The organism is Vibrio plantisponsor, assembly GCF_013041605.1.
Taxonomy (GTDB): Bacteria; Pseudomonadota; Gammaproteobacteria; order Enterobacterales; family Vibrionaceae; genus Vibrio; species Vibrio plantisponsor.
The window spans coordinates 50,393-69,177 of sequence record NZ_JABEQC010000013.1; the positions used below are offsets into that span (position 1 = coordinate 50,393).

General features: G+C 43.8%; 13 protein-coding genes. 6 read left to right on the forward strand and 7 right to left on the reverse strand.

What is annotated here, in order from left to right; translation table 11 throughout:
* Positions 1-217 precede the first annotated feature (217 nt).
* Positions 218-1,567, forward strand: a complete 1,350-nt coding sequence (locus HKI82_RS16865; RefSeq protein WP_171138648.1) for a magnesium transporter — start codon at positions 218-220, stop codon at positions 1,565-1,567.
* A gap of 98 nt (positions 1,568-1,665) precedes the next feature.
* Here the strand turns inward: HKI82_RS16865 and HKI82_RS16870 are convergent, their stop codons facing one another.
* The 3 genes from HKI82_RS16870 to HKI82_RS16880 all read right to left on the reverse strand — a co-directional run bounded on the left by HKI82_RS16870 (position 1,666) and on the right by HKI82_RS16880 (position 4,553).
* The gene (locus HKI82_RS16870; RefSeq protein WP_171138649.1) at positions 1,666-3,096 is read right to left on the reverse strand and encodes a PepSY-associated TM helix domain-containing protein; all 1,431 of its coding nucleotides are present in this window, start codon (positions 3,094-3,096) and stop codon (positions 1,666-1,668) included.
* Between the two features lie 265 nt (positions 3,097-3,361).
* Positions 3,362-3,748 carry a cytochrome b562 gene (locus HKI82_RS16875; protein WP_102942405.1) on the reverse strand — a complete coding sequence of 129 codons (387 nt, stop codon included), beginning with the start codon at positions 3,746-3,748 and terminating at the stop codon, positions 3,362-3,364.
* Positions 3,749-3,803: 55 nt separating this feature from the next.
* Positions 3,804-4,553 (reverse strand): phosphatase, encoded by a 750-nt coding sequence (locus HKI82_RS16880; RefSeq protein ID WP_171138650.1) that lies wholly within the window; start codon positions 4,551-4,553, stop codon positions 3,804-3,806.
* A 275-nt stretch (positions 4,554-4,828) separates the two neighbouring features.
* Between HKI82_RS16880 and HKI82_RS16885 the strand changes: the two genes are divergently transcribed.
* From HKI82_RS16885 to gnd, 4 genes are all read left to right on the forward strand, one after another.
* Positions 4,829-7,702, forward strand: coding sequence for an HD domain-containing phosphohydrolase (locus HKI82_RS16885; protein WP_171138651.1), 2,874 nt, complete (start codon positions 4,829-4,831; stop codon positions 7,700-7,702).
* A gap of 358 nt (positions 7,703-8,060) precedes the next feature.
* Complete coding sequence (zwf, locus tag HKI82_RS16890) at positions 8,061-9,563, forward strand: glucose-6-phosphate dehydrogenase (protein ID WP_102942402.1); 1,503 nt, start codon at positions 8,061-8,063, stop codon at positions 9,561-9,563.
* Positions 9,560-10,276: a 6-phosphogluconolactonase gene (gene pgl, locus HKI82_RS16895; RefSeq protein ID WP_171138652.1), complete on the forward strand. Its 717-nt coding sequence runs from the start codon at positions 9,560-9,562 to the stop codon at positions 10,274-10,276. Before zwf ends, pgl begins: the two co-directional genes overlap by 4 nt.
* 13 nt (positions 10,277-10,289) lie before the next feature.
* Positions 10,290-11,738: a decarboxylating NADP(+)-dependent phosphogluconate dehydrogenase gene (gnd, locus tag HKI82_RS16900; RefSeq protein WP_171138653.1), complete on the forward strand. Its 1,449-nt coding sequence runs from the start codon at positions 10,290-10,292 to the stop codon at positions 11,736-11,738.
* A 66-nt stretch (positions 11,739-11,804) separates the two neighbouring features.
* Here the strand turns inward: gnd and HKI82_RS16905 are convergent, their stop codons facing one another.
* The 4 genes from HKI82_RS16905 to HKI82_RS16920 form a co-directional block, all read right to left on the reverse strand.
* Positions 11,805-12,113 (reverse strand): hypothetical protein, encoded by a 309-nt coding sequence (locus tag HKI82_RS16905; RefSeq protein ID WP_171138654.1) that lies wholly within the window; start codon positions 12,111-12,113, stop codon positions 11,805-11,807.
* Positions 12,114-12,282: 169 nt separating this feature from the next.
* The gene (locus HKI82_RS16910) at positions 12,283-14,025 is read right to left on the reverse strand and encodes a methyl-accepting chemotaxis protein (RefSeq protein WP_171138655.1); all 1,743 of its coding nucleotides are present in this window, start codon (positions 14,023-14,025) and stop codon (positions 12,283-12,285) included.
* A 442-nt stretch (positions 14,026-14,467) separates the two neighbouring features.
* Entirely contained in the window at positions 14,468-16,210 is a 1,743-nt protein-coding gene (locus HKI82_RS16915; RefSeq protein ID WP_171138656.1) for a methyl-accepting chemotaxis protein, read from the reverse strand.
* 210 nt (positions 16,211-16,420) lie between these two features.
* Complete coding sequence (locus tag HKI82_RS16920; protein ID WP_171138657.1) at positions 16,421-17,266, reverse strand: DUF6279 family lipoprotein; 846 nt, start codon at positions 17,264-17,266, stop codon at positions 16,421-16,423.
* A gap of 351 nt (positions 17,267-17,617) precedes the next feature.
* Between HKI82_RS16920 and HKI82_RS16925 the strand changes: the two genes are divergently transcribed.
* On the forward strand, positions 17,618-18,697 hold the full coding sequence (locus tag HKI82_RS16925; RefSeq protein WP_171138658.1) for an ABC transporter substrate-binding protein: 1,080 nt from the start codon (positions 17,618-17,620) through the stop codon (positions 18,695-18,697).
* Positions 18,698-18,785 lie beyond the last annotated feature (88 nt).

Genomic DNA, 18,785 nt, shown 5'->3' on the forward strand with positions numbered 1-18,785 from the left:
AAGCCCATTTTTTAATCACTTACATAAGCATATATACCCAACGCCTTTCGAAAATAGCCATGCTTTTAAAAAGAATTATGGTAAGTTAACCACGCTAGGAGCAAGGCGGGATATTCATACATATCTATAATACACATGCCCGTTCTAATAATACGTTGCCAACAATACCCCGGCATCAATAATACTATTTACAACCTTGGCTAATCGGAGTTACACGTTGAGCGAATATCAAGACTTAGCACAACACATTGAAATGCTGGCGAAAGCAGATGATGACCAGCAGCAAATTAGCCTTCTAAATGAACTGGTCGAAAACGTTCTGGATTCAGGCTCCATCGCGCTTATTCTCGAAGCATTCCCCGTAGAGCAGCGTGTTCGAATGTGGCGTAGTCTGCCACTGGAAATGCACATTGATGTACTGACAGAAATGCGTGCGGATGTACGTGTTTCCGTTATTAAAAGCCTTTCTGAGACAGAGCTAAAACTAACACTAGCAAAGCTGGATAACTTATCTCTAATCGAATGGGAAGACTCACTTCCTGACGATATTGTTACCGAAGCCCTGCGTTTAATCAGCCGCGACGAACTTGAACTCTATGACCAAGCAAACGAGTTTGGTGATGATGAGATTGGTCACTGGGCGGACAGAAAAGTCTACACCCTGCCCTTTAGCATTACTGTTGCCCGCGCAAAAATGCTGTTAGATAAGTACCACTATGAGTCGCCGCAGTATATTTTTCTGATCAACAAAAATAAGAAGTTCATTGGTATCGTCACCTATACCGACATCCTACTTGCTGACAGCGCAGAAAGAATAAAGACTCTCGTGCTAGAAGATACCTCAGTGATCAACGCGCATTTAACGCTTGCCGAAGGTGTTGAAGCTCTAGAGCACGCAACACAATCTCTTGTGCCAGTGGTTAATGATGACGGTACTTTAGTGGGTATCATCGACTGGCAGTTTGCACTCGGCACTCAGCGCGAGATTTACGAAGCCCGCTTGATGGCGGGTACGGGTATGGACGAAGGAGATGACCTTTTTGCGCCTATTCTGCGAAGCTCGAAACGACGCGGCGTTTGGTTAGGCATTAACTTAGTAACGGCAATATTAGCTTCAATCACCATTGGTTTGTTTGAAGATGTTATCTCTGAAGTAGTAGCACTGGCCGTACTGATGCCGATTGTCGCGTCTATGGGTGGTATTGCAGGAAGCCAGACACTCACTCTGATGGTTCGTGCTATGGCGCTCAATCAGATCACCGTTGGTAACCGTCTCGCCTTACTGAAAAATGAAGTAGGAATCGGCTCAATCAACGGCTTACTCTGGGCGCTAATAATCGGTGCAATTGCGGCGTTATGGTTCCAGTCACCTTTGATTGGCGGCACGATTGCTCTGGCGATTGTGGTGAACATAGTCACGGCGGCCTTCTTCGGCGTACTTATTCCGATTATTCTCGACAAGTTTGAACTAGATCCTGCACTGGCAGGCTCAGTGATATTAACCACAGTCACTGACGTGGTTGGCTTCTTTGCTTTCTTAGGCACCGCAAGTCTTGTAATGCTGTAGTTAAACAAGCAGTAAGATGTGAAAAAGGTCAGAACACTCTGACCTTTTTTCATCCATTTTCCGCTGAGTCTTTTAACTTGAGTGCAAGCTAGTTCACTTTAACGCAAAGCCAAACGCAGCTTTTCCACCCTGCTGAACAACAGCCAGTCCAACATCAATGTGATGACGATAGTGATACCACCTAATGGGAAAAGGACGGCCAGTAAAATCAGCGTCACCAAACCTGTCTTCCAAATACCTGAAGTAGCAAACCGAGGCGGCACGCCTAAAGCTGCACTACCTGACGGCCGACGAATCCACCACATCACAATAGCTGTCAGGGCAATAACGATAAGCGCCAGACAAAAGAACACGTTTAACCCTTTATTTAAGCTACTTAAATCGCCTTGGTGCAATGACACGCCAGCGGCCATCGCTTTGGCGTAAAGAGTGTAATCAGCCCAAGTGACATCCACCAGCAAGTTGCCCGTGTATTGATCAAAGTGAGAAGTGCGATCGTTTCGCGGGTCTGTGATATCGCCAGCCATAGTATTAGCAGCAACCGTGTACACCCCTTTCTCTCCATTAGGAAAATAAACACGGTATTGAGTGAAACCGAGCTGTTCTGCTTTAGCGACAATCTTATCCACGTTGATAGAACCGTGAGCCATTTCAGGCATCTCCATGTTCATTGCAGAGTGATCGTGCGCGACCGCAGATTCTGGCATTGGTGCTTGCTCTAGGTTCCATGGCATCTCTTCTTCAGCGCCATGATTAAGACTGGCGTGAGTCAATGTCGACTGTGGTTTTTCACCCCACGTGTAGTAAGTCGGGAAAGTATTCCACGCCTGAACTAATGTTTTCCCCCAGATACCTGTCCAAGAAAGTCCCGATATGAGGAAAAACAGCAGCACAACAGACAGTACTCCGCCAAGGTTTGCGTGCAAGTCACGCATAAACACTCTCGTGCCTTGAGTCATTCTCAGCTTGAGAAATCCGGCTTTAGATGCGTTGTCACGTGGCCACCACAAGTACAAACCTGTTACTAGCAGAAGCAAACCCAAACTGGCTGCGACTTCAATTAAATAGTCCCCTAGGTCACCCATCAATAAGGTGGCATGAATTTCATTGGCCAGCGAATACCAGCTTTCGCCTCTATCAATAGTACCGAGAACTTGTCCAGAATATGGGTCTACCATTGCGAAAAGATTGACCCCATCCGGCGTGCGTACCGAAACCTTATTCGCCAGATCATCAGCCTGCGAGGGAATAAACTGAGTAACAACATAATCTGGGTAACGCAGCTGCACCGCCGCAACTTGTGCCGATACCGCTAATTCATGATGTTGTGGGGTTACGACTAATAAATCGTGATAGCGGGCTTGTTCAATTTCATCATCGAACAACATCACTAGGCCTGTCAGAGACAAAATCAGAATAAATGGGATAACAAAAAGACCCGCATAAAAATGCCAGCGCCAAGTCATAAAATAGAGTGATTTTGCCCGAGAAGTCGCTTTGGGCTGAGGAGGTGTTGAGTTTCTCAACATGAGCTTTCCTTTTTGTGTAACGCACCCAGATAGAGTGCCTGAAGAGTGACTTTTATTGATTATTAGAATGATTCTTTTATGGGCGCGTACTATACCAGCCACAGTCAGAAATAACATCGATAATACATATCATTTACAACACAGCTTCTTGTAAAACAGCTGCCATACACTTCTTTCTCACGGCTTCTTGAACACAAAAAAGGTAGCCATTTGGCTACCTTCGATATTCTCATTTAATGCTGTTGAGCATACTAATTTGTGGCTATTAGCCAAACAAACGCTGCCAAATACTTGGGTTACGTTTGTCATGGTACTCCTCACGAAGACCATCGATTTGTTTCAATGACTCTTTTGCTGCTTCGAACTGACCCGCTTGAAGTTCAGTTTCAATCTTCTCTAGAGCAACCGTCAACTTGTTGAAGCCTTCAAGATAGATGTCTTTTTTCTCCGGTGGGTAATCGCCCTGCTTCGCTTGCTCAACCAGTTGATTTAAATCGATGATTGGTTGCTGCATCTCTTCAATAGTCTGAGCCTGCGCAGCTTGTTTGAATGTTTGTTTCATTTGCTTCATTGTCGCTTTGAGATCAAAGTCAGCAGCAAACAGTTGAGTTGAGAGCAACAACCCTAGGCCAATGGTTAATAGTTTTTTCATTTACTTTCTCTTCCGTGTTCGCCTTACTTTTTACAGTAAGCCAGAATCGTTATTGTTATTTATACCAGTCCGCAAACTCTTCTATTGGCTCTCTTCCTCGAAGTGCCAAAAAGTTTAGGAACTGCTGTGCACTATGAGTAATTACTTGCTTGGAATCAATACCAACATTGTTAAGAAGTTGTTCTGCCTTCGTCAGCACACCGACATCTTGGCAAAAGTGGGCATCACTGCCAGTTGTTATCCAAGCGCCTAATCGCTTTGCAACTTCCGCAATTTGATAGCAGCGGTCGACGCTGCCTACTCGGCTGTGACCTTTCAAAGTGCTGTTATTGATTTCAATTGCCACGTTGTGCTCAACCGCACAAGCAATCACAGCTTCAAAATCAAAATCATAATTTGGATTACCTAAGTGACCTAAAGCGTCAACACGTCCGCCTCTGATAACATTGAGCAGTGCCTGAGTATGATCTTCTTTACTAGAAGGTCTAAAAACCGCTTCATGAAAACTCGCAATCACCCAATCCAGTTTTTCATCCAAGGTAGGATGGATATCCACTTCACCTTCAACGTTCATAATGTTGGATTCAATACCGCGAATAATCGCCACCCCTTCCAAGAAACGCGGAACAACACGCTGGTTGGCAAAGAACCAGTAATGAGGCGCTCCAGGCATAGTTTCAGCGTGGTCAGTCATACAAAACATTGCGAGATTATTCTGCTTTGCCAGTTTGGCATTTTCAATCAGGGTACTGTATGCGTGACCGCTAGCGTAAGTGTGGGTATGGGTATCTACTTCGAGTTTCATTTTTCTTTCCTTACATCACGATATACGCAGTGTATCAGTCCCACTCTGAACTACAACCGTACAGCATAAGTAAAACTAGATGAATATCAGCCCACACCTGATTACAAGTCAGATTGACGGTCATTTTGCTTTGTGCTTCGGGTGGGAGATTACAAATAGAAAGCTTAATAAGTTAATGATTTTGTGAAATTTTCAATAACTATTTTTACGGATATTTTTTGCAACTTTTCTAAGTTCGACAATACTTATACAACCATTTGTTGAAGGGATTCTGCATGAAGCGCCGCTACTCACTCAGTATTCACATTAGTACTCTTTTTTTCATATTAACGGCTATTGTAGGAGCGGTACTGATTAGCATTAGCTCTCACCATGCAAAACAGCTACTCAGTGGCAGCGCTCAAGAGTTGAGCCAAGAAAACAGTCGCAAACTAGAATCGACTTTTCAAAAAAGCATCGCGCCTATTTTGTCCACCTTAGATTTCATGGCTTACAGCAGTTTCATCGATGATAACGAGCCACCCTCAGAACGAGCTCGTTGGCTTTCATCAATGCGCTTATTGTTTGAACGTCAGGCCAGCTTAGTGGCGTTGTATTTCGGCAATGAAGATGGCGATTTCACCATAGTTCGCCCCTTGTTTGACAGCCAATCCAGAGAACGCGTTAATGCGCCGGATACCGCCCGCCTATTCATTAACTACACCAAGATGGATGGTACCAACGAATACATTTTCTTCGACCAAAACCTCCTTCGAGTAGGATATGTTAATCATCAAGGCAACCAGTTCGACCCACGGACGCGACCTTGGTACACCTCTGCGGAAGAAGATGATGTGATTCGTTTAACGGAACCTTATGTGTTCTATCTGTTTCAAACTCCAGGCGTCACACTGTCACGCAGATCCGCAGATGGTCAAAAGGTCGTAGGTGCCGACTTTACGCTGGATTCGCTTTCACAAGAGCTTTCTCAAATCGGCTACTCGCAAAATGCTAAGCTGGCACTGTTTGATCACCAGTTCCGAGTATTAGCTCAGCACAATACGTCATTAAGTCTGTCTGATGATGAACAAACGACTCAGCAGAAATTAAACAACAGCATCTTTACCCCTGTCGCCAACCGAATCAGCAGTTCAACCTTGTATGAAACCGTTGAGCGTGACGATGAATCTTGGTCTGTCACTCTGACCCCTGTTGCTTTAAGCCCAAGCATTCATTTGCTTTTAGCCGATGCCACTCCGCAGGACGACTTGATCGCCAGCTTGCTTTCAATGCGAAACAAACAACTGCAAGCCGCCTTTGCACTGATGGCGATTTGCTTTACCGCGGTATGGATTATCTCTGCTCGCCTCGCGAAACCATTAGTGAACTTAATGGAGCTGACAGACAACATTACCCGCTTCGAATTCAAGAAAACTCGTTATCCAAAAAGTGTGATTAGGGAGGTGGCGAACCTCACGAAATCAATAGAGCTGATGGAACACACGCTACACGACTTGCTAAGGCTTCTTCGTGATACCGCGTCGAATCAGGAATTTAGTGTGTTGGCAAAAACCATCACCCATCAGAGTTATCTGGTCACACGCGCCGAGACGATTCAACTTTACACCTACTCTCCTGAAAAAGAGACGTTCACCAACGTCGCAGACCACGCCATCATTCCATTTAAAATCGACCTAAACTCGTTGATTACAGGAACGCCGTGGTTAATGGCAGAACTCAATAAAGGAGAAACAGTTCATTTAACCCGAAGCGACAATATTTTGAAGAAGCATCAGGACTGTCTGTACAACTCGGATATCTATTTCTTTCCGCTGCTTAACCGTCAAAAACAGCTAGTTGGCGTATTAAATCTGGGGTACGAGCGCGCCATTACTTCAGAGCAATATGACAAGCATGCCTTCTTGCGAGAGCTTTTAAGCTTTGCCGAAATTGCCAAAGACAACATCGACAAGATTCAACAACAAAAAGACATGTTGAATGCCTTCGTTACCCTTATCGCATCCGCCATCGATACCAAATCCCCGTACACGGGAGGTCACTGCCAACGTGTACCAGCACTGACCAAGATGCTGGCAGAAGTCGCAGACAAAGATACTCACTACTACCGCAATTTCTCAATGACTAAGCCGCAGTGGGAAGAACTCAATTTAGCGGCTTGGCTACACGACTGCGGCAAAGTGACCACTCCTGAATACGTAGTGGACAAAGCGACGAAACTCGAAACCATTTATGACCGAATACATGAAGTTCGTATGCGTTTTGAATTACTGAAAACACAGGCCGAAGCGGATTACTGGCAAGGCGTTGCTTTGGGGGGCGATGAAAGCCAGCTTAAAACGACCTTGACTCAGACTCAGCACTCATTGGATGAAGACTTTGCTTTCGTTGCTAAATGCAACATCGGCGGTGAATACATGTCTGATGAAGACGTTGCCCGATTAGAGACCATTGCGCAAAAACAGTGGAAGCGAACCCTTGACGATCAATTGGGTATTTCATGGATTGAGGCACAACGAGCGGGAGAAAAACAACCATTGCCAGTGATGGAAAACCTCATCGCGGACAAACAAGTTCACCAAGTAAAATGGGAAGCGAACAACAATCCGAAAAACACATGGCAAGAACCTTTTGTTCTTCAGCCGGGCGAATACCAATACAACCGTGGCGAGTTATACAACCTCTCAATTCGTGGTGGCACATTGAATAGCGAAGAGCGCTTTATGATTAATGACCATATAGTGCAAACCATCACTATGCTGCAGCGTTTACCCTACCCTGAACATCTTAAGAATGTTCCTGACATTGCAGGTGGTCACCATGAACGTATGGACGGTAAAGGTTACCCGAGAGGCTTACACGAAGAAGAACTTTCTGTTCAGGCAAGAGTTATGGCTATCGCGGACGTGTTTGAAGCCTTAACCTCCAATGACAGACCTTACAAACAGGCCAAAACCATTGATGAATCGATCTCAATCATGACCAAAATGGCAACCTCGGGACACATCGACCCGAAACTTTATCTGCTCTTTCTAGAACAGGATGTGTACCAGAAATACGCCGACATGTTCTTGGAAAAATTCCAGCACAGTGACATCGATAAAGAAGAACACATCAAAACAGTGAAAGCGTATATGAAACAGCAATTCTAAACCGGTTAATAGAGTCACAAATTTAGGCTCTATGATCAGTGAAGAATGAATTTATGGTTACAAATCGAACAAAAGTTAATCGATTGCGCGATCAATAGTTGATGTGTGTCAAATTGTCGTAGACAATACCGACCTCGTGTTGGTTTGAAGTCACATTTTGATACCAAATCAGCCATGTCCCGATGTCCAATGTAAAATAATGACATTGAGTACAAAGGGCGTTTCGGTTTTTCTAATTACAGAAATAGACAAAACCAATTACTTATTTGTGCATTGCGCTGCTAGGGTAAGCCATTGCTAAATATACCCAAACAACTCCATTGGTTTTTGGGCACACCTAGTTTCTAAGGGAAAGAAGATGTTAATACCTGAAAACAGCAGCATCGTGATATTTGGTGCTTCGGGCGATTTAACCTACCGCAAGTTGATTCCTGCTTTATACCACCTATACGCAAGCAACCAACTGCCAAAATCCTTTGCAATCTTAGGCGTAAGTCGTACTGAATACAGTGACGACTCTTACCGAGAAAAATTGAAACGCTCGCTTCAAGAATTAGAGAAAACCGAACCTGAGATTCTTGATGCTTTTTGTGAATACATTCACTATCAAGCCATCAATACGTCGGATGTCGAAGATTATGTAAAACTGAAAGACCGCTTAAACTCTCTTTCAGACCAATACGCATTTGAACAACGTAACACCCTGTTCTACCTTGCTACCCCTCCTAGCCTTTATGGCGTGATCCCTTCTTGCCTTGCTGCTCACGGCTTAAACGATGAAAAAGATGGTTGGAAACGTCTGATTATCGAAAAACCATTCGGCTACGACTTAAAATCAGCACAAGAACTGGATATCGAAATTCACCACCATTTCAAAGAACACCAAATCTACCGTATTGACCACTACCTAGGTAAAGAAACCGTTCAAAACCTACTTGTGTTCCGCTTTGCAAACGGTATGTTTGAGCCACTTTGGAACCGTAACTTCATTGATTACGTTGAAATCACTGGTGCTGAATTCCTAGGTGTAGAAGAGCGCGGTGGTTACTACGACGGCTCTGGTGCAGTGCGTGACATGTTCCAAAACCACTTGCTACAAGTGTTAGCGATGATCGGTATGGAACCACCAGCGGCTATCAACGCGGATTCTATCCGTAATGAAGTGAACAAGGTTCTGCAAAGCCTTCAGCCTTTGTCTGAAGATGACCTACGCAACAACCTTGTACTTGGTCAATATACCGAATCAGAAGTGCGCGGTAAGTTCTTACCGAGCTACCGTGATGAACCAGGTGTAGCGGAAGACTCTCGTACAGAAACATACGTAGCATTGAAGATGTTTATCAACAACTGGCGTTGGAATGGCATTCCTTTCTACGTGCGCAGTGGTAAACGTTTACCGACACGTGTAACTGAAGTGGTTATCCACTTCAAACGCACTCCTCACCCTGTATTTGGTAAAAATGCGCCTGAGAACAAGCTGATCATCCGCATTCAACCAGACGAAGGCATCCTAATGAGCTTCGGTCTTAAAGAGCCGGGCGCAGGCTTCAAAGCAAAAGAAGTTTCTATGAACTTCCACTACGCATCGCTAGAAGAAACGAAGATGCTGACTGCTTACGAGCGCTTACTGCTAGACGCATTAAATGGTGACGCAACGCTGTTTGCTCGTACTGATGCGGTAGAAGCTTGTTGGAAATTCGTTCAACCTATTCTGGACTTCAAACAAGACCCGCAATCCCTATACGGATACGCCTGTGGTACTTGGGGTCCAAAAGAATCAGACGACCTTCTTATTAATGATGGAAGAGCATGGCGCTTCCCATGCAAAAACCTTACAGACACGGATTACTGTGAACTATGATCAATTCAAAGATTTTTCAAACAGCTGAGCAGGTTGTTGAATCACTAGCGAATGAAATGCAACGCTACAGTGAACAAGGCACGCCTGTGCATATTTCACTGTCTGGCGGTAGCACACCAAAAATGCTGTTTAAGTTACTGGCGAGTGCACCTTATGCAAACGCTATTCAATGGCAAAACCTACATTTCTGGTGGGGTGATGAACGTTGTGTTGCGCCTGATGATGCAGAAAGCAACTACGGCGAAGCAAACGCACTGCTATTTAGCCAAGTAAACCTTCCAGCAGAAAACATCCACCGTATTCGTGGTGAAGATGAGCCACAAGCAGAAGCTGAGCGTTTCGCAAAAGAAATGGCTGACGTTATCCCGTGCGAAAATGGCACTCCTGTTTTCGATTGGATCCTGCTTGGTGTTGGCGCTGATGGTCATACAGCATCACTGTTCCCTAACGTTACTAACTACGCAGATGAAAATCTGTCTGTAGTGGCAACGCATCCAGAATCTGGTCAACTTCGCGTATCGAAAACAGCGAAAGTTTTGGAAGCAGCAAAACGTATTAGTTACCTCGTTCTTGGTGCAGGTAAAACCGAGATCGTTAATGAAATTCACACTACTCCAGCCGCTGAACTTCCTTATCCAGCAGCAAAAATTCAGTCAAAGACTGGCGAAACAGAGTGGTATTTAGATTTAGACGCAGCAGCAAAGATTGCGTGAAGGAGAGAAACAAATGAAAGGTGATATCGGTGTAATCGGCCTGGCGGTTATGGGTCAAAACCTGATCCTAAACATGAACGACCACGGCTTCAAAGTGGTTGCTCACAACCGTACTGCGTCAAAAGTTGACGAGTTCCTAGAAGGTCCAGCGAAAGGCACTAACATCATTGGTGCGTACACTCTAGAAGAGCTAGTAGAGAAACTAGAAACTCCTCGCAAAGTGATGCTTATGGTTCGCGCGGGTTCAGTAGTTGACGCATTCATCGATCAACTAGTACCACTTCTAGACAAAGGCGACATCATTATTGATGGCGGTAACACTAACTACCCAGATACTAACCGTCGCGTTGCTGCGCTACGTGAAAAAGGTATCCACTTCATTGGGACTGGTGTTTCTGGCGGTGAAGAAGGTGCTCGTTTCGGACCTTCAATCATGCCTGGCGGCGCACCAGAAGCTTGGGAAGCGGTTAAGCCAATCTTCCAAGGTATCTCTGCAAAAACTGATGCTGGCGAGCCATGTTGTGACTGGGTTGGTAACGACGGTGCTGGTCACTTCGTTAAGATGGTACACAACGGTATCGAATACGGCGACATGCAGCTAATCACTGAAGCTTACCAGTTCATGAAAGATGGTCTACGTATGTCTGCAGACGAGATGCAAGCTGTATTTGCTGATTGGGATAAGACTGAGCTAAACAGCTACCTAGTTGAAATCACAGCTGACATCCTTGGCTACAAAGATGAAGACGGTGAGCCACTTGTTGAGAAAATCCTTGATACTGCTGGCCAAAAAGGTACAGGTAAATGGACAGGTATCAACGCGCTAGACCTAGGCATTCCTCTAACTCTAATCTCTGAGTCTGTATTCTCTCGTTGTCTATCTGCACTGAAAGACCAACGTGTTGAAGCTGAAAAACTGTTCGGTAAAGTGATTACTCCAGTTGAAGGCGACAAACAAGAGTGGGTTGATGCACTACGTCAAGCTCTGCTTGCTTCTAAGATCATCTCTTACGCTCAAGGCTTCATGCTAATGCGCGAAGCATCAAACGAGAACGGCTGGGACCTAAACTACGGTAACGTAGCGCTAATGTGGCGTGGTGGTTGTATCATCCGCTCTGCATTCCTAGGCAATATCCGTGATGCATTCGAGAAGAACCCAGAACTTGCGTTCCTAGGCTCTGACGAGTACTTCAAGAACATTCTACAAAGCAGCCTAGTGGCATGGCGTAAAGTAGCTTCTAAATCTCTAGAAGCAGGTATCCCAATGCCATGTATGACTTCAGCTCTAACGTTCCTAGACGGTTACACTACGGCTCGTCTACCAGCGAACCTGCTACAAGCTCAACGTGACTACTTTGGTGCTCACACTTACGAGCGTACTGACCGTGCACGTGGTGAATTCTTCCACACTAACTGGACTGGTACAGGCGGCAACACTGCGTCTACTACTTACGACGTTTAATTGTTATAAGTGACCAAACTGAAAAGGGATGCTTGATGCATCCCTTTTGTTTTATTGGCCAGAACTTTAGTGTTTGTGCTTTGCTGCCGGTACTAATATATACGTTTCTTTGTTGTGACCTTTCTTCTTGCCCGGGTGTTTTCCATGCACTGGATGATCATGGTAATGGCGCTCTTCCACCACTTTTACTACTTTCACTCTTTCGACCGTCTCGACTCTTCTAGTATTACAGTCGCCCGTTTTTATTGAGACATCTCTGTTTGCAACAGATACGCAGCCTAATTCTATGTCTACTTGTGAATCCGATGCCTGAGCGTGAGTTGTCATTGCTGCACTTAGCAGAAGTAATGGTGAAATTATCCCATATCGTTTCATATTGGTTCCTTTTGAGCTGATTCGTCGCCAATTTAAACGTGTGTTAACAACTCACTCAATACGATGCCGGCAACACTGACAATCATCTAACCTACCCTGAACATGGCATTGAAGAGCGAATAAAAAAAGAGCACCAAACGGTGCTCTTCATGACATTTGAAACAAATGATTAATGAACTTTAAACTGCCCAACCACCTGCGAAAGATCGCTAGATGTACCACCTAGCTCACAGCTGATGTTGTTAGTTTCCGCAGCACTATCATTAAGCTGACCAATCAATGCCTGAATCGCTGCCATATTGCGGCTGACTTCTTCAGTCACATGGCTTTGCTGCTCAGCAGACGTTGCCATCAGGGTGTTTAGATCATTAATTTCAACGACTGAAGTCGTTACCGTGTTGAGTGACTCCATCACTTTATGTGTACTTTGCGATGTCGCTTCACAGCTCTTACGTGTGGTTTCCATCTTGCTCACGACATTTTCAGAAGTTCTGTTGAGCTTAGACAGCATATCATTGATCTGCCCAGTACTCTGCTGCGTGCGAGCTGCTAGCGCTCGAACTTCATCTGCTACTACTGCAAAACCACGACCTTGCTCACCTGCACGCGCAGCTTCAATTGCAGCATTCAATGCCAACAGGTTAGTTTGTTCAGCAATGTCGCCGATCACTTGAAGTACAGTACCTATTTGTTTGGTGTCTTGGTTCATAGCACTGATGGTATTCGACATTTCAGCTACATCCGATTCCAGCGCCGTAACACTGCGAACAGCTTGATTTACTGTTTGTTTAGATTCATCTGCGTAAGTGTTCGTTAGTTCAGTCAGCTTGGCTGCGTCTGCCGCACTTTGCGCGATAGAGCCAGCCGTTGCGCTCATTTCATCGATCGCAGTAATAACTTGCTCTGTTTCAATAGTATGCGCGTTTAGCATCTGCATGTTTGATTCAGACTGGCTGCTTAAATGGTTAACCGCTGAATCAATTTTCTCTGATGAGTTTGAAACTTCGATAAACATACCCTGAAGCTGTTCGATGAAACGGTTAATCGATGTTGAAATCTGACCGATTTCATCTTGCGAAGTTACACTTAGGCGTTGGGTTAGATCACCGTTTCCTTGAGAGAGATCTGCTACCAGTTCTTTTAGACGAAGCAAAGGTTTAAACGCAAAGTGCAGCATTGCAACACTTAAACCGATAATGATCACTGCACAAATTAATAGTGCCATAGTGATCTTCCAATTCAGGGCGTCGGTATTAGCTTGAATATTATCGAGATCGATATAGCCATTCAGTTTCCATAACTGGCCGCCAATATCAAACTTACGCTCAACAGGAATCAAGTTTTCACCTGTCTTATCAGAGAAAATCGTAATGTTGTTCTCCGAGATCAATTCCATATAGCTGCCAGAAAGAGAATAAGCTTCAAGAATCGGTTTCAAACCACTTAAGTTAAGAGTGAAGAAGTTCGATGACCCATCAAGATGTTTGATTGAAATATTTAGAGTTGGTTGACCATCGACAACAATAACCTCACTTACTGTTGGTTCAGCGGTAAGACTTTCTGACAGAGTGATGTATTTTTGTGTTTCATCCTGCTCTAGCACTCTGCCAGTATCATCAAAGGCATAGCTACTCGCTAAACGAACAATATGAGAAAAACCTGCAGACTCTTTGGTCGTCCCGATATCCATCATATTGAATTTAAGGCTTTTAGCGAGATTCAATTTGCCCTGTAACTCACCCTGCAGCGTTTTATTTACCAGCTCTATATTATGCTCAATTCTGGCAGTATCTGACTGATAGATGTATGTGCTGATAAAGTGGTTAACACTGAGATATGATACAAAAATGGTGATTGCAATGATGGCAACAATTAGCGATATAATCTTGTTCTTAAAGGAAAAACTCTTCATAAGTCTTCGCGTCCTTCACAAAGTTCTTAGCCTACTGATCCCGATAAAACAGTGAGCTGATGGTGAATAGAGTAATTATTATTATGCGGGGTGATCAGTTAACTGCTTGTTGACTACGCTTGATATAAACTCACTATCAAACTGACTTTCTACTCTTCGTCACAACAGCTGAAAGTGCGAGTTTTCCTACAACTAACTAAGCCTCATTTATTAGTGTCGGCTCATTCTATCCAAACTTAATATGAAACAATGAGTCTTAGTTCAAAATTGAGACAATATCGTTCGGTAAATGAGAACTCTGCCATATTTTTTTAAATTTTAAGGCCAATTTATCTGATACGTCGTTTCATTTTAATGAAGGCATTTTTCAACGTTACGGTTTCCACAAAAAAAGGAGCACCATTTAGTGCTCCTTTTTCAGTCATCTTGTGAAAGGCTATTTTTAGTTAACTTTGAACTGAGTAACGACGTCAGACAGATCCGTCGATGTGCCTCTCAGTTCCTGACTAATCGTGTTTGTTTGTGAAGCGCTATTATTAAGCTCGCCGATTAACTCCTGAATCGTTGCCATATTGCGACTGACTTCTTCAGTCACATGACTTTGCTGCTCAGCAGACGTTGCCATTAGCGTGTTCAAGTCGTTAATTTCTACTACCGATGTGGTAACTGTATTTAATGACTCCATCACCTTATGAGTGCTTTGCGATGTCGCTTCACAGCTCCTGCGCGTGGTTTCCATCTTGCTCACAACATTTTCAGAGGTGTTATTGAGCTTAGAAAGCATCTCGTTGATTTGCGCTGTACTTTGTTGAGTACGAGCTGCCAATGCTCGAACTTCGTCAGCTACCACTGCAAAACCGCGACCTTGTTCACCTGCACGCGCAGCTTCAATCGCAGCATTCAATGCCAGCAGGTTAGTCTGTTCAGCGATATCACCAATCACCTGCAGTACCGAGCCAATTTGTTTGGTGTCCTGATTCATCGCGCTGATGGTATTCGCCATTTCTGCCACATCCGCTTCCAATGCTGTCACGCTTTGCACTGCTTGGTTTACGGTTTGTTTAGACTCGTCTGCGTAAGCGTTGGTCAACTCAGTAAGCTTGGCTGCGTCTGCGGCACTCTGTGCAATTGAATTGGCGGTTGCGCTCATTTCGTCTATCGCAGTGATCACCTGCTCTGTCTCAATGGTATGTGCATTTAACATCTGCATATTTGATTGAGACTGATTGCTAAGATGGCTCACCGCAGTATCGATTTTGGATGATGAGCTGGAGACTTCAATAAACATCCCCTGAAGCTGTTCTATAAAGCGGTTAATAGACGTTGATATCTCGCCGATTTCATCTTTCGATGTAACACTTAAGCGTTGAGTTAAATCACCATTACCCTGCGAAAGATCCGCAACCAGTTCTTTTAAACGCAGTAGAGGTTTGAAGGCAAAATTCAGCATTGGCACGCTCAGACAGATAATAATTGCAGCCGAGATCAACAACGCTAGAGTAATGTCCCAGTTGAGACTGTCTGTATTGGTCTGGATATTATCTAGATCGATATAGCCATTCAACGACCAATTTTGACCATCAATTGTGAACTGTTTTGAAACTGGAATAACGTTGTCACTGGATTTATCGGAGAAAATGGTAATTTGGTTTGCCGATATAAGTTCCATATAGCTGCCCGGCAATGAATAGGCTTCGATAATGTCTTTCAGGTTGCTAATGTCGAGAGTAAAGAAGTTTGCCGAACCATCGTATTTTTTGAGTGAGATACGAACCGTTGGCTTTCCATCCACCATTTCCACACTGCTCATAGTCGGTTCTTCCGTTAACTGTTCAGCCAACTTCAGGTATGTTTCCGTCTGCTCATCATCAAGCGAGTTAGCAGTATCATCGAAAGCATAGCCATTCGTTACTAACACAATGCTCGCAAAGCCTGTCGACTCTTTGGTGTCTGCGATATCCATCATGCTGAAATTGAGACTTTTCGTCAGTGTTAACTTTTCTTGCAGTGCTCGCTCTAGCTGCGCAGTAACCAAATCAATATTGTGTTTGATTCTTGCCGTGTCTGACTCATAGATATAACCACTGATAAAGTGGTTCACACTCATATATGACACAAAAATGGTCACAGTAATAATGCTAGCAATCAGCGCTATAATTTTGTTCTTAAAAGAAAAGTTTTTCATGTATATCTGTATCCCTACTACAAAATGACTAGCATTGTTTTAAATAATCAATGGATTAGGATTTATATGCGCTAGACAAAATTTACTTGTTGTTACATTTGCCCGCCGATTGTAACACCAATTGAGAATATTAATTAATAATGTTCTCAACTCATTAGCTTGGTGAATATCACTTTTTTGATGCCACCCATCAGTAAACCAGCTGAAGGCTTAACGTTTGGCCGCATGGAGGTCGCTGGCTAAACTTCGCCATTCATAGACAGTCTCTTTGAAGTGTTCAATCTGTTTGGGAGTAGAGAGATGGACAATACTGAGTATGTATTCGTTTGATGTCTGCTCGTTGTAATTAAGCTTTGCCTTGAACACAGAGCTATAGGACTCCTCTTGTGAAAAGAGAAGTTTTTGCAATCGCTGATTGAATTCAGCTTGGTTATGGCGTTGATTCAACAGTGCTTGGATCTCGTTTCGTTGTACTTTTTGAAACGCTATCCAGTCGTAGGTTGTTATTTGTAAAGCGTTCGCCCATTGTCCTGCCAATTGTTCTTGGTCTGCAGTTAGAGAACCTAACCATTGTTCCATACGATCAATAATTCGTTCTTCATACTTGGCTCTGGTTTCACTTTCGTTCAAATCCGCATACTTATCGGCGTATTTTTGATGCCGTTTTTCTAAACCACGCATAAATTCATCCACCTGTTTGTCTGACAAAGCGGTGGTTATTGGAAAAATACTCGGAAAGATTTGCGTCACTAAACTCTGGTAATGCTCATAAATCCAATCTCTGTGCTGTTGAAGCTGATCAAGTGTGAGAGTTTTAGGATTGAGTTCAAGCAGTTGATCAAACTGCACAATATAGTTGCTTAGCTCTTCAGTTTGATGCCATTGGCTGAGCGCATCAATTTGCGTTTTCACCAAACTTTCCTGCTGATCTGTCAAAGTCACATAATCATCTAGGTACTCAAGAATAAACCAGTCCATATTATGGTAAACAAACTTGGTACTGCACCCTGCAAGGAGTAGTACCGACATCAACAGCAGCGTTATTCTTTTCTTCATAACCACGTCCCTAGTCGTCCTTTCTGCCGCCAAGTCACCTTTAAAAACATCACTTCTAAAACATAGCTGTTCTAACACCAGATGCGAAGATGAACATAGCTATATAGCCTTTTCTAGTTGAATAACTAAACATTCAGGTATGCGTATGAGAAACACAACATTGAACGTAATCAACTGATTTTTAAACTTGCATACGCAATGAGTCAATTATTGCGACAACTCTTTTTCTAAAATTAAATGATAATAGTTTGCATATGCATTTTCTTTGACAATATAATCATGCCCTTCGCAGTGTATGCGAATTCGTTTCATCACTATCTTTTCAACAAGGACAAAAGTAGGTTCCAATAAATGATTCAGAAACTGATTAGCCTTTCTACTTTGCTGTTTGCTTCTTACAGCTTTGCACAAACGACAACTATTACGGACGTGCTTGATCGTGAAGTTACTTTCGATGCGCCTGCAAAACGCGTTGTCGTCGGCTTCTATCCAGAAGATTACATGGCAATTGGTACGGAAGCTGCGTATGACAACGTTGTAGGTATGTCTAAATACATTTGGCAAGCGCGCTCAGCAAACTGGGAAATGAACGTTAAGCATCGCCCTTCTCTAGACGAGATTGCCGCTATTGGCCGCGTTGATACCAACACTTTCTCTGTAGAAAAAGTCATCAGCCTTAATCCGGATCTCATCATGCTGGCTGACTGGCAATATAAAGCCTTGGGTAGTGATATCCAACGCCTTGAAGGCGCGGGTATTCCCATTGTAGTGGTGGATTACAACGCTCAAACTTTAGAACGTCACATTAAAAGTACCGAGCTAATCGGTGTGATCACAGGTCAAGAAGAACGTGCAGCGAAAATCGCTAAAGAGTACAAGCAGAACATCGAAATGATCACTGCGCGTTTAGAAAAAGCGAACCTTCCAAAGCCAAAAGTTTACACTGAATTCGGCGCTTCAGGCGTAAACGAAATCGGCTACACCTTCGGTAAAAACATGTGGGGTGCTATCTCTACTGTAGCCGGTGGCGACAACATTTCTGCACCTTATGTTGAATGGTGGGGCAAACTAAACCCTGAGCAAATCATTGCAGCAAACCCAGATGTGATCGTTATGACTGGCTATGAAAATGGCGGCAGCGATGCAATGGTAATGGGCCAAGGTGTAGAAGAGTCGGTAGCGAAAGAACGTTTAGAAGGATTCAAAAAGCGTACGGGCTGGTCTTCAATTTCAGCAGTTAAAAACAACCGTATGTACGCAGCTTACCACGGTGCATGTCGTACCATTCTTGATGGTGCAATGATTCAGTTCTACGCAAAAGCAATGTACCCAGAAGTATTTGCAGACTTGAACCCAAATCAAGCATACCTAGACTTCTACAAAAACTACCTACCAGTAATACCTGAAGGTACGTTTGTTACTGAGCTGTAATAGAAGGCAGAGATTAAAAAGCCAGTACCTCACGTACTGGCTTTTACTGTTAATTAGTAACGTTAGTTAAATAAGGGGGGCATCTGGC